The organism is Algoriphagus algorifonticola (assembly GCF_007655305.1).
GTDB lineage: Bacteria > Bacteroidota > Bacteroidia > Cytophagales > Cyclobacteriaceae > Algoriphagus > Algoriphagus algorifonticola.
This window is the reverse complement of the sequence record NZ_VLOG01000037.1, coordinates 1-13,397: the sequence shown is the minus strand read 5'-3', so window position 1 is coordinate 13,397 and position 13,397 is coordinate 1. Positions and strand designations below refer to the sequence as shown.

General features: G+C 39.3%; 12 protein-coding genes. 11 read left to right on the top strand and 1 reads right to left on the bottom strand.

Annotated features, from left to right (window positions below; translation table 11 throughout):
- Positions 1–261 precede the first annotated feature (261 nt).
- From FL972_RS07700 to rodA, 5 genes are read left to right on the top strand one after another with little or no spacing between them, the layout of a single operon-like run.
- Complete coding sequence (locus FL972_RS07700; RefSeq protein ID WP_091652077.1) at positions 262–1,290, top strand: rod shape-determining protein; 1,029 nt, start codon at positions 262–264, stop codon at positions 1,288–1,290.
- 7 nt (positions 1,291–1,297) lie between these two features.
- A complete protein-coding gene (mreC, locus tag FL972_RS07695) occupies positions 1,298–2,134 on the top strand; it encodes a rod shape-determining protein MreC (protein WP_144604502.1) in 837 nt (278 codons plus the stop codon).
- Positions 2,135–2,156: 22 nt separating this feature from the next.
- A complete protein-coding gene (locus FL972_RS07690) occupies positions 2,157–2,645 on the top strand; it encodes a rod shape-determining protein MreD (RefSeq protein WP_250161315.1) in 489 nt (162 codons plus the stop codon).
- Positions 2,645–4,447: a peptidoglycan D,D-transpeptidase FtsI family protein gene (locus FL972_RS07685; RefSeq protein WP_144604498.1), complete on the top strand. Its 1,803-nt coding sequence runs from the start codon at positions 2,645–2,647 to the stop codon at positions 4,445–4,447. Before FL972_RS07690 ends, FL972_RS07685 begins: the two co-directional genes overlap by 1 nt.
- Positions 4,448–5,722 carry a rod shape-determining protein RodA gene (rodA, locus tag FL972_RS07680; protein ID WP_144604496.1) on the top strand — a complete coding sequence of 425 codons (1,275 nt, stop codon included), beginning with the start codon at positions 4,448–4,450 and terminating at the stop codon, positions 5,720–5,722.
- A gap of 7 nt (positions 5,723–5,729) precedes the next feature.
- Here rodA and FL972_RS07675 read toward each other — a convergent pair whose 3' ends face one another.
- A complete protein-coding gene (locus FL972_RS07675; protein WP_144604494.1) occupies positions 5,730–6,842 on the bottom strand; it encodes a hypothetical protein in 1,113 nt (370 codons plus the stop codon).
- Between the two features lie 32 nt (positions 6,843–6,874).
- On the opposite strand from FL972_RS07675, the gene FL972_RS07670 reads away from it, so the two are divergent.
- The 6 genes from FL972_RS07670 to FL972_RS19405 form a co-directional block, all read left to right on the top strand.
- On the top strand, positions 6,875–7,201 hold the full coding sequence (locus FL972_RS07670) for a 2Fe-2S iron-sulfur cluster-binding protein (protein ID WP_144604492.1): 327 nt from the start codon (positions 6,875–6,877) through the stop codon (positions 7,199–7,201).
- Between the two features lie 2 nt (positions 7,202–7,203).
- Positions 7,204–7,788 carry a thymidine kinase gene (locus FL972_RS07665; protein WP_144604491.1) on the top strand — a complete coding sequence of 195 codons (585 nt, stop codon included), beginning with the start codon at positions 7,204–7,206 and terminating at the stop codon, positions 7,786–7,788.
- 8 nt (positions 7,789–7,796) lie between these two features.
- Positions 7,797–8,486, top strand: a complete 690-nt coding sequence (gene recO / locus FL972_RS07660; RefSeq protein WP_144604489.1) for a DNA repair protein RecO — start codon at positions 7,797–7,799, stop codon at positions 8,484–8,486.
- A gap of 203 nt (positions 8,487–8,689) precedes the next feature.
- Positions 8,690–10,465, top strand: a complete 1,776-nt coding sequence (rho, locus tag FL972_RS07655) for a transcription termination factor Rho (protein WP_144604487.1) — start codon at positions 8,690–8,692, stop codon at positions 10,463–10,465.
- A 288-nt stretch (positions 10,466–10,753) separates the two neighbouring features.
- Complete coding sequence (locus FL972_RS07650) at positions 10,754–11,998, top strand: hypothetical protein (protein ID WP_144604485.1); 1,245 nt, start codon at positions 10,754–10,756, stop codon at positions 11,996–11,998.
- Positions 11,999–12,602: 604 nt separating this feature from the next.
- A partial coding sequence (locus FL972_RS19405; RefSeq protein ID WP_186300057.1) for a PKD-like domain-containing protein occupies positions 12,603–13,397 on the top strand: 795 nt, incomplete at its 3' end.

Below are 13,397 nucleotides of genomic sequence, written 5' to 3'. Positions count from 1 at the left end.
ATAATTTTATTCGAAAAACAATTAGCACTAAAAATCAAGCGAATGAATTAAATGTAATGGAGTCTTTTCCAAAAAGGATTGATTGCTAAAAGATTAATTAACTTGCCTTCAAGAGATTTCTTAAATTTAAATTCAAAAAATATCGGGAATCACTGCATTTTATGGGATGAACATAATAATTTTGCCGACCCTCGTTTAATATGCATCGATTCATGTTATATTAAACCATAAACCTCAATTTCAAAAAGCCAATCATACAAAATGGGATTATTTGATTTTTTCTCAAGCGATATAGCCATTGACCTAGGTACTGCAAATACCCTGATCATACACAAGGACAAAATCGTGGTCGACGAACCGTCTATCATCGCAATCGACAAGACCAACAACCGGGTGCTCGCTGTTGGTCGCGAAGCCATGAACATGCATGAGAAAACCCATGAAAATATTAAAACAATCCGTCCTTTAAAAGATGGAGTAATTGCTGATTTCTACGCTGCAGAGCAGATGATCCGAGGTTTGATCAAAATGATTCCCGGTCAGAAAAAGGGAATGTTTCCTCAATCTCATCGCATGGTGATCTGTATTCCTTCCGGAATTACTGAAGTTGAAAAAAGGGCCGTTCGTGACTCGGCTGAGCATGCAGGTGCTAAGGAGGTCTATATGATTTTTGAGCCAATTGCAGCTGCAATTGGTATCGGCATTGATATCGAAAAGCCAATGGGCTCTATGATTGTAGATATCGGAGGGGGAACCACAGAAATTGCTTTGATTGCTTTATCGGGAATTGTAGCCGACCAGTCCATCCGTGTGGCGGGTGATACATTTACTAAAGACATCTTGGATTACATGAGACGTCAGCACAATTTATTGATCGGTGAGAGGTCTGCTGAGAAGGTAAAAATTGCCATCGGGTCTGCCTTGACCGAATTGGATGATGCTCCCGAAGACTATGAAATCAGAGGGAGAGATTTAATGACAGGTATCCCTAAGGTTATTAAGGTTTCCTACTCAGAGATTGCTTTTGCTTTGGACAAATCTGTTTCAAAGATCGAAGAGGCTGTTCTCAAAGCTTTGGAAATTGCACCACCGGAACTATCCGCTGATATTTATGATAACGGTATTCACCTGACAGGTGGTGGAGCACTTTTAAAAGGTTTGGATAAGCGATTACATCAGAAAACCAAACTTCCAATTCACATTGCAGAAGACCCACTTAGAGCTGTTGTAAGAGGAACGGGCACTGCATTGAAAAATGTACAGAATTTCAGAACCGTATTGATGACCTAAAACCTGAATGCTACGCATCCTCCAATTCCTTTATAGTCTCAGGTCTTTTCTTCTTTTTGTTTTGCTGGAAGTGGTGGCAGTCTGGATGATTGTCTCCAATAATTCCCCCCAGGGTGCAGCTTTCTTTAATTCATCAACAGCTCTGACAGGTTCCGTATTAAAAACCCAGTCCGATGTTGTGGATTTTTTCACTTTGGCTGAAGCAAATAAGGAACTGACAGAACAAAACGCTGCGTTGCTGGAAAAGCTGACTCGGATCAACCCTGCGTCTGACAGCGTGACCTTTGAACTTGATTCTGCCTTTGAGGCAAGTTTCAAATTCAAGAGCGCCAGAGTCATTAGTCAAACTCTTCGTTTTGCTCAAAATCATATCACTTTAAATAAGGGGGAGAAAGACGGAATAAAGCCAGGAATGGGAATCTTTAATCAGGATGGTGTCGTGGGAAGAGTCAAAACTGTTTCGAAAAATTATTCCGTGGGGATTTCCTTATTGAATACCGGCTTATTGATATCCTCCAAAATCAAGTCTAATGACGTTTTTGGTTCGGTGAATTGGGACGGCAAAAATCCGGACGAGGCAAAATTGCTCTATGTACCTAGACACGTAAAGGCAAGTGTAGGGGATACAATTATTACTTCTGGTTTCAATTCCATCTTTCCTAGCGGAATACAAATTGGAACCATCAAAGAGATTAACCCTGGAAAAGAGCAAAACTATCTGGATATCTTGATTGCACTGAGTGCTGACTTTAGCAGAATCAATTATGTGTATCTGGTAGAAAATACTCAGATTGGGGAATTAGACTCCTTATATCAACAAGCAGAGATCCGCAATGAATATTAGAACCTTCATTTCTTTTTTCCTGATGGGACTAATATTAGTCGCCGTGCAGATTTTTCTGCTTAAAAACCTGGCTCTGTTTGGAGTAGCTCTATGCTTTCTGTACCTGTTAATTATCCTTTCCCTTCCGGTTTCCATTGGCCACATTCCTTTAATTCTGTTAAGTTTTGGAATTGGATTGTTTATTGACATGTTCTATGATACAATGGGTATACATGCAGCTTCAGCTACATTCATAGGATTTATCAGGCCGTATTGGCTGAAGGTAATCAGCCCCACGGGAGGCTATGATGACAGTAATGAACCCACTCTAAAAGAAATGGGTATGGGTTGGTATTTTACCTATGCTGTACCTATGATTTTTTTCTTTTCGTTGATCTTTTTCTCAATCGATCAATGGGGTACGGGAGGATTTTTCGGAGTATTGAACAAAAGCTTCTTTTCCTCGACTTTAACTTTCCTTTTGGCTATACTTGTACAGTTGCTTTTTTTTAAAAAAAGGAGGGGTATTTAATGAATGATCAGAGACCTGTAGTTATTCTTATCTTCATTTTCCTGATTGGTGCAGTTTTATTGACAAAACTATTCATGATTCAGGTGGTGGATGACAGCTTTATGAAAAAGGCTGAACGGAATGCTATTCAGCGTGTCGTAGACCATCCTTACAGAGGTTTAATTTATGATCGAAACGGGAAATTATTGGTTTATAATAATCCCATATTCGACTTGATGGTCGTACCCAAGGAATTTCAAGTTAAAGATACCACCCGATTTTTAGAGCTTTTTGGAATTACTAAAGAGCATTTGATAGAATCGTATAATGCAGCCAGGAAATATTCATGGGTGAAACCCTCCCCCATGATTAAGCAGATTTCTACTACAGACTTTGCCAAGATTCAGGACTTTTTGATCGATTATCCAGGGTTGTTCATCATGACCCGATCTGTCAGGTCTTATCCAGAACCCATTGCTGCACACGCTTTGGGATATATTGGAGAAATCAGTGCCGGGCAACTCGAGCGTGATACCTTAAAATATTACTCTCAAGGTGATTATGTTGGCTTAAGCGGAATTGAGCGCTATTATGAAAAAGAGCTCCGGGGAGTCAAAGGAGTGAAATACAAAATGGTCAATGTAAGAGGTATCGATAAGGGCCCCTTCAAAGATGGTGAATACGATACCGCTTCCGTAGCAGGAATCAATCTAACCTCCACAATTGACCGGGAGCTTCAGCTTTATGGTGAAATGCTCATGCAGGGTAAAACTGGTTCTGTGGTTGCTATCGAACCAAAGACTGGAGAAATCTTGGCTATGATTTCAGCCCCTTTTTATGATCCCAACCAATTGACAGGATCGGATTTTGGAAAAACCTATACCAGGCTTAACCGATTAGAGACAAAGCCTCTGTTCAATCGCCCGATTATGGCGATGTATCCACCGGGTTCAATTTTCAAAATAGTACAAAGCCTGATCGGATTGCAGGATGGTATCCTTGTGCCCGAAACAACCTTTGCCTGCAACAGATCTCTGGTAGCCTGTCACAATCACCCATCGCCTGTGAATTTATTCGGAGCGATTCGAAACTCCTGTAATCCTTATTATCATCAGGCATTCCGAAAAATCATCAATAGAGAGGTTTCCAGCAATACCTTTAAAGACACAGAAATTGGCCTAAATGACTGGAGGGACAAGGTGCTAAAATTCGGTCTTGGATCCGCATTGGGAGTAGATATTGTCGGTGAAAAAGGGGGAGATATTCCGTCCAGTAAATTATACAATCGCATTTACGGAGAAGGTCGCTGGAAATATTCCACCATTTATTCCTTATCCATTGGACAGGGAGAGATGCTGGTAACTCCTTTGCAGATGGCCAATTTGGCAGCGATTTTTGCAAACAAGGGATACTATTACACTCCTCACTTAATCAAAGCAGTAGACGGAGATCCATCTAAGATTCCTGCCCAATATAGATACAAAAATGAAGTGGGAGTTGATGCCAGACATTTCGATTTGATTCAGGATGCAATGGCAGAGGCGCTTTATGGAACAGCCAATAGAGCCGTGATCAAAGATTTGGTGATTGCCGGAAAAACCGGAACAGCTCAAAATCCTCATGGTGAAGATCACTCGGTTTTCGTGGCTTTTGCTCCCAAAGATGATCCTAAAATTGCCATCGCAGTTTATGTGGAAAATGCTGGCTGGGGAGGTAGAGCGGCTGCGAGTACAGCTTCCTTGATGATAGAAAAATATATCAAAGGAGAAATCAGCAGACCTGCACTGCAGGAATATGTACTGGCTGGAAATTTTATTTATTAAATGAGGGAGTCTGATATCCATATCAACCGAGTCGATTGGGTGACCGTATTACTATACTTTGCTTTAGTAATGATTGGTTGGTTCAATATCTATGCAGCGGTGTATGATGGACAGGCTGAGAAAAGCATTTTCGATTTCTCCATTAACTCCGGGATGCAGTTGGTTTGGATTTTTACTGCCATTGTATTGATCACGGTGATTATGGTGGCAGATCATCGGCTCTTTGAAAACCTATCCATCATCATTTACCTCATTTTCATAGGGATTTTGATAGTCACTCCATTTTTTGGGAAAGAAGTGAATGGACAAACTCTGTCCATAGGGTTTGGATCATTTAGAATTCAACCTGGGGAATTTGCAAAATTTGCTACTGCGCTCGCTTTAGCAAAAATTATGGAGCGCCCCACTTTTGATTTATCCAAGACAAAAAACCAAATGGTGGCTTTTGGAGTGCTGTTGCTCCCTGTGCTTTTAATCCTTTTACAACCGGATACAGGTACTGCGATGGTTTACTTTTCCTTTCTAATCATGTTTTATAGAGAGGGACTCCCCCAGCGCTACTATATTTTAGGCTTGGGATTTATTGCTTTGAGTCTACTTTCTCTGGGAATAAAAGAGAACATTTATATCGTATTCGGAATTACCGCCCTCGTAATCTTTTTGATTTTATTGGGGAAAAAATCCTGGCAGAGAATTGTCGCTTTTTCCTTAATTGGCCTTGGAGCAATTGCCTATAGTTACAGTATCGACTTCGTTGTGTCCAAGCTTCCGGAGCACCAGCAAAACCGGATAATGGTTCTGTTCAACCCTGATTTGGATCCTTTAGGTGTAGGATGGAATGTAACTCAGTCCAAAATTGCTATTGGATCAGGAGGACTATGGGGAAAAGGGTATTTGCAAGGAACCCAAACCAAATTTGACTTCGTTCCAGAACAACATACTGACTTTATCTTCTGTACTCTGGGAGAAGAGTTTGGATGGATTGGAAGCTTAGTGGTGATTTTACTCTTTCTTGCCCTACTCTACCGCCTGGTAGTCATGGCAGAGCGCCAAAAAACAAGATTCTCAAGAATCTACGGATACTCAGTGATTTCTATCCTGCTATTTCACTTTATGATCAATATTGCTATGACAATCGGGCTTTTTCCGGTAGTGGGAATCCCATTGCCTTTCTTTAGCTATGGTGGTTCTTCTCTTTGGTCTTTTACTGTATTGCTGTTTATTTTTATCAAGCTTGATTCTTCCAGAGCGCAACAGCTTGGAAGAATCAATTGATCAATTTTTAATCCAGAAACCTTCTGTAAACTAGCTGGAGAAACTCCTGAACTTCTTCGCTGGAGCCTTCCCAACCCAATTCACCGACATACCGCTGATTGATCAATTCAATCGCCTGATCAAAAGAATTGCAGTTGTCTATAGATTTCAAGGCATGGCTCAAGAGGTCTGCATTCCCGTCAAACAATTCCTTGGTAAACATAAAGCGCTGATTGATTGCCAATCCTTCAGACAATTCACCGATCACACCTTTCATCCCTCTGTAAGTTTCTGCTGAGAATCTATGCTTCAATTCTGATGCACTGATGGAAGAGGAAGTGCTAGACGGTTTTGGTCTTTCCATAGTGACAACCGCTTTAGTTTCTTCTTTGATTTCTGTTTTGACTGGAATTTCTGGAGACGGTGAGGTATCTTTCTCTACTTCATCAAAAAATGACCTCTCTTCTTTATTTGACACCTCTTGCTCGGGTTCTTTTTCCAAACTAGCTGGTGTGTCATTTTGTATCAGATAGGCGTCGAGGTCAAAAGCCTTAACATCTCCCAGAGTCGCAATCAATAAATTAACTGATTCCAAATTTTCAGAAATCACCTGATAATTTGCAGCAATTGCTCTTTTGTAAGCAGACTCATCATGACCGAATCCCGCTTTATCAATCAAAAAAGAAATTACCTGAGTATTCCACTTGTAATACTTCTTGTTCTCTTTTAAGTATTCATTGATTTTGCCTGAAGGTGCTTTGTCTATTTCCTTTTGATAAAATGATACAGGATCTGTAGCAACCTGAACTGACTGCATTAAAGCATGCTTCACCAGTGGCTGAAGATGACCCTTTTCCACTTTAATTCTTCTGGAAAGCACATTCATAAATTGAGTCAAAGCTTCATGAACACTGATATCTCTGTAATCAAAATAGGGGTTACTCTTGAGCTTATTTAATTCTTCCTGCCAAAGCTCAAATAGCCTTTTGATCACGAAAAAGTTAACCTGAATGGAGCTGGTTAACTGAATAATATCCTGGCCTGTGATAAACTGTTTGCCCGAATAATACCGCTCACAAACTATTGCGGCGTACTCTTCGGCATATTTTTCTAAATAATTGCTGTTAATTTGAACTGTCATTGAGGATAGCGTTTACAAAAGTCAACGAAGAAATGCCCAGAATAGTCATAGAAAATCTATTTAATCGTAAAATTAATTCCGAGGCAAGTGATCGTAAAGTTATTGAATTAATTCATGAAAATAATATTGACTGGATGCATGCCTGTGGGAAAAAGGGAAGATGTACCAGTTGTAAAATGATAGTCTTGTCCGGAATGGAAAATCTTAACGATCCGAATGAACGAGAACTTTTTTATCGTAAACAAAACCGATTAAGAGCTAACGAACGATTATCTTGCCAATCCATTTTAAAAAAAGGTGAGCTGCGAATTAAAGTAGCTGAAATCAATAAGTTTCCTCACGTAGAATATAGCGAGTAGGCATGTTCATAGAACCTTCCATAGGCAGAAAAAACAACCCTGAGAAAAAAGGTCAAATAGAAGTAATTTGTGGGTCCATGTTTTCGGGAAAGACCGAAGAATTGATCCGACGATTAAACAGAGCAAAAATAGCAAGACAAAAAGTTGAGATTTTTAAGCCTGGTATTGATAAACGATATCATGAAGAGGATGTGGTTTCTCATAATGAGAACAGCATACGTTCCACTCCGGTAAATTTTGCAGAAGATATTCTTTTACTCAGTGGGAATTGTGATGTGGTAGGGATAGATGAAGTTCAATTTTTTGATGATCAGATTGTGGCAGTGGCACAAAAATTAGCCAATCAGGGGAAAAGAGTAATTTTAGCGGGCTTGGATATGGATTTTGAAGGTTTGCCTTTTGAGCCTATGCCCAAGTTGATGGCGGTGGCTGAGTATGTCACGAAAGTTCACGCCATCTGTATGAAATGTGGCGACTTAGCAGCCTTCTCTTTGCGCCTTTCAGATGCCAGGCAAAAAGTAATGTTAGGCGAAAAAGACAGTTACGAGGCGAGATGCAGAAAGTGCTTTTTTGAGGATAAAAAATAAAAAGCAAAATGCTGAAGAAGACAAAGGGAGTTGTATTGAGTGCCATTCGCTACAAGGAAAGCAGCATTATTGTTAGAATCTTCAGCCGTGAATTAGGTCTTAAATCCTATATTATTAATGGAGTAAGAACCCAGGGTGCCAAATCCAAAGCAGCATTATATCAACCCATGACCCTTTTAGATTTGGTTGTATATGAAAAAGAAGGAGCTGGTTTACAAAGAATATCAGAGGCGAAAATAGATTATGCCTATCAGCTAATCCCTTTTGACTTCGTGCGTTCCGGCATTTTGATGTTTATGGCGGAGGTTTGTTCCAAGACTCTCTATGAAAACTATCAAAACGAGTGGCTCTTTGACTTTTTAAAAAGTAGCTTGAAACAGCTGGACCAAAAAAATATTGATATCAAGCACTTCCCGCTGGTTTTTTTAATTCAAGAAGCCAACTATCTGGGTTTCGGTCCGGAAATAGCATCAGATTATTTAGAAGAAAGCAGAACCCTTCCCTTCAGTCCAGAAGAGTTACCCTTAGTCCATGAATATTTGGAAAAGTTGATTGAGGAAGGTTTTCTATGTGATTTTAAGGCAGGAATCCAGATCAGGAGAAAATTATTAGACTATTTGCTCAATTTTTTCAGCGAGCAACTCGATAATTCAAGTCCCTGGAAATCAATGGCTATCCTTAGGCAACTGATGGCTTGATCAAAAAGACCTTATTTATTTCTTCTTGTATTGCCAAAAATTTGCGAATTCAATTTGGAAGGCTTAATATTGTGCTATCACCGTGAATGAGCAAGTCAGCCCACTTTGACTTGAGTTTTTCCTGCAGACCTTTTTTGCTCAGAAAATCATCCACGATTCCATATTCGCATTTTACCACAAATTATTTATTTCATACTCTCTTTATGTACAACATAGAAGAACTCAGAATCAGGCTTTTATCTGAACTGAAGGAGATCGCTGAAGAGTTAGGTGTCAAAAACCACAAATCACTCAAAAAAGACGAATTAGTCTACGCCATTTTGGATCAACAAGCAATCACCCCAGAGCAAGCCCTCCCTAAGAAAAAGCCCTCCCTCGCAGAAGCTCAAGAGCCTGCAGCTTCCCAACCAGAAGAAAAAAAGTCTGGAAAACCTGAAAGCAAAGAAGAACCTGAATTCAAGCCTAAGTTTAGAAGACAGAACGTAACTGAAATTCAGGCGGAAGAAGAATCAAAAAAGGTTGAAAAAGCTGAAAAGCCAAAACACAATCCAGAGCCTAGACCTAAAAAGGAAGCAGAGCCTGTAAAAGCTGAAAAGAAAGAATCTCAGGACAAGCCTGTTGAGGAAAAAGAAAACAAGACTTTTCGTCCAAGAAGAAAGGTTTTTGAAGAAGTAAATGTCTCCGAAGACGCAGAAACTGAAGAAAGGCCAAAAGCACAAGAATCCAAGCAAAGGGATCCTAAACCGGAGGCTGAAGTTGAACTTCCTAAAAGAAAAAACTTCAAATCTCAGGATGAGGTAATGGCTCCGGCAGCTGAAACAGTTTCTAGCAATAGAAAAAAACCTTTCGTAAGTCCTAGAGAATTTGATGGAGTAATCGAAAACGAAGGAGTTTTAGAAATGATGCAGGAAGGATACGGATTCCTGAGATCCCTAGATTATAACTACCTCGCATCACCTGATGATATTTATGTTTCTCCAAGTCAGGTTAAACTTTTTGGTCTCAAAACAGGGGACCATATCAAAGGGTCCATCAGACCCCCTAAGGAAGGTGAAAAATATTTTGCCTTGCTAAAAATAGGAACAGTAAATGGGAAGACTACTGACGAAATCAGAGACAGGATTCCTTTTGAATACCTCACTCCCCTTTTCCCTGAAGAGAGATTAAACCTATCAACTAAATCAGATGGCTATTCGACTCGGATTTTGGACTTGTTTGCTCCAATTGGGAAAGGCCAAAGAGGAATGATTGTGGCCCAGCCAAAGACTGGTAAAACGGTTCTATTGCAGCAAATCGCCAATGCCATTACACAGAATCACCCCGAAGTTCATTTGATGATCCTTTTGATCGATGAGCGCCCTGAAGAAGTTACTGACATGGCTAGATCTGTGCGTGCTGAAGTAATTTCCTCCACATTTGATGAGACCGCAGACAGGCACGTGAAAGTATCCAATATCGTTTTGGAAAAAGCTAAAAGAATGGTGGAGGTTGGACACGATGTGGTAATTCTATTGGATTCAATCACCAGATTAGCCAGAGCACATAACACAGTAGTACCAAGTTCAGGAAAGATCCTGTCCGGTGGTGTGGATGCGAATGCATTGCACAAACCAAAGAGATTCTTTGGTGCGGCGAGAAATGTTGAGAACGGAGGTTCTTTGACTATCATCGCGACCGCCTTGGTGGAGACAGGTTCTAAGATGGATGAGGTAATATTTGAGGAATTCAAAGGTACCGGTAATATGGAGCTGGCCTTGGATCGCAAGCTTGCCAATCGAAGAATTTATCCGGCCATTGATGTACTAAGCTCAGGCACGAGACGAGAGGACTTATTAATGGATAGAGAAGAAATGCAACGAGTTTGGATTTTGAGAAAACTGATGAGCGATATGACCTCTCAGGAGTCTATGGAATTCCTGCTTCAGCGAATGAAAGGTACCCGTGACAATGCTGAGTTTTTGATCAGTATGAATGGCTAATCATTCCAAATAAAAGATTAAGATTCCAAAATCTGGAAAAATTCGAAACCATCCCTTATTGATTGAGGGATGGTTTTTTATTTTGCATCATTTAAAAAACTGTATCCAAACCATATTATTTGAAGTTGAATATCATTTTTTTGCTTTTTATCAAATTGACAAAACAATTTTGGCAGTTATTTTGTCCTAATCACTCAACACACCCTAACACTTGACACTTTGAAAGGTAATTATTGCATTAATATCGGTCTGGTATTGATACTAATGGTATTTGTTAACCAAATAGCCATGGGTCAATGTGCGTCATGCCCCAACTCAGGTTCAATTAGCGTCAAAAGTTATACTAGGCTGCCTGTAAATGGAAATGTAAATAATGGTAACAATGCCTATAATACTGCAAGTTGGAATCCTTCAGGAGTCCCCGGTAGCAATAATATAGCAAGGTTTCCAAATGCGGGCTCTTATTTGTGGCAAGTAGGAGGTGGTTCTAGCGAGCAATTGGCTGGTTTGATTTTAGAAGCTGGAGTTACGTTAGAACTTGGAAGGTCCAACAATAATCAAAGCGTTGCCTTTAGAATCGAAAATGGATGCATCACGGTAAAATCATCAGCAACATTAAACCTCGCTTACTACACAGAGCTTGAGAATGTCGCTATTTGTCTCGAACCGGGTGCGCGTATCATTTTTGACAGTAATTTCACTAATCCTAGCCCTGGAAATAGGGATGATATAAGTTTCAATAATGTGTTGATAACTCTTGCTGATAACACCTCAATATTGGATTTTAGAAACGCTGATATTCAGATCGGCTCATTAGGATTAGATATTAATGGTTGGACGGGGAATGAGCTTTGTGATGGAACAACACCTCCTTCCGGTTTCCAATCTGGGAATATTAGATGGACTAGTAACACAAAAAATATCTGTGAAATTTTAGGAAGTAGGGTACTGCCTGTAGAGTTTGCAAAATTTGACTTATCAATTAACAATAATGAGCGATTTGCAAAATTGAGCTGGTCAACCCAGAAAGAGTGGGAAAACTCTCACTTCGAAATTGAAAGATCATTTAATTCCATCCAAGAATGGTCATCTGTTGGATCTGTTTCAGGTCAAGGATATTCAGATGGAGAAGTAAAATATGAATTCGTAGACTGGAATCTTCCAGTATCCGCCGGAAATATTTTTTATAGACTTAAGCAAATTGATTTCGATGGATCCTTCAGTTATAGCCCTGTAAAGGCTGTACAAATAGATGCAATTCCTGGAAAAAATCCTTGGGTTCTGTATCCTAATCCTTCTCTGATACAGGAAGAGGTTAACATTGAATGGAGAGAGCCACAAGGTTGGAAGGAGGAACAAATCATCCTAAGGATCAGCAACTCCAAAGGATTTGGAACCTCTTTATTTTTAAAAAATATCTTAGAGGTGCAGGAGGTAGTTAAAAGCTATTTTAACGATCAGCCAGCAGGGCTTTATTTAATTGATTTAAGCTGGGCTGATAAAAATCAGCAGTTTAAGGTGTTGAGGAAGTAATGTCCTTTTCACCGAAAATCCGTAAAAACAACAACCAAAGCTATTATTACCAAGAAGTTAGATACTTTGATTTCGCTAAGTACTCTCTTGAATTGCTTTAATTTAACCCTTCTAATTCCTTGTGTGCACTTCTCCAATTAGTTGAAGAGCGAAATTTGAATTTACTTTACCTCACCTACTCAATGCAGTACTAAATTTCGACACAGTCATTTTCAAACTCTATCCGGCTTTTTTGAGTCCATAGTCGAATATTTTTTTAATGAAAAAACGAGAAATCAGAAACACTACTTAAAAGGTTTGAAAAAAACATATTTTATTTTGTTTAATTAGTTAAAAAATATATTTTTAAGAAGTTTTACCCTATAAAAAAGAATATAATTTGTTCACCTGCCTAAAAATGTATTTTATCTACTCAAATATGCACTAGAAATTTTCTAACATCTGGAGCTTTCTCATTCTACTCAGGGATGAGATATACTAATAACTGATTATCAACAATTTATTTTAATGAACTTTTATTTCCATTCTTGAAAATAAGAAAAAAACCAGTATATTTGAAATGCATTTTTATTGATTTAAAAAACATTTTAATCTGGAGATGAGTATGAGAAGAAATCTACTTACATCTTTATTTTTAGCTATTCTGATTTTTGTCGGGTTGGATGCGTATGGGCAAAGTATTTTTACAAACCCAATTACAGGTACAAATCCCAATACTAGTAATCCATATACAGCTGGACAAACTGTTAATTCAGGAATTACAGTTTCTGGTATTGGTCGCGGGACCGGAATAACTGGACAAAACGCGATTGATGAATATATGGCGTCTGGCTGGGATACTGGAGTTTTGAATTTGAACAATTATTTTGAGTGGACAATTTCACCTAATTCTTGTAGACTAGTTAATTTAACTAGTTTTATTTACACTGCGACTAGAGGTCATAATTCTATAAATAACTTTGAATTTCGGTCTAGCTTAGATGGATTTACCACCCCTATAGGAACTCCTACTTGGGATGGAACAACCATCAATTTAAGTGGTGCAGCCTTTCAAAACATTTCAACTCCAATCACTTTTAGACTATATGCTTGGGGTGCTAATAATTCTTCTCGTACTTTTTCTATTCTAGACTTTACATTTAACGGAACCGTTACTCCAAATATTGCTGTCACAAATATGACAGCAACTGTTTGTAGCGGGGACTCTTTCTCCTTAACCCCTGCCAACGGTACCAATGGAGTCGTTCCGGCAGGAACCACCTATTCCTGGTCGGCTCCATCCGTAACAGGGGGAATCACCGGTGGAGCTGCAGGTAGTGGAGCTAACAGCATTTCCGGTACCCTGAATAACCCTACCAATTCAACACAGACTGCAACTTATACCGTTACGCCTACTTCA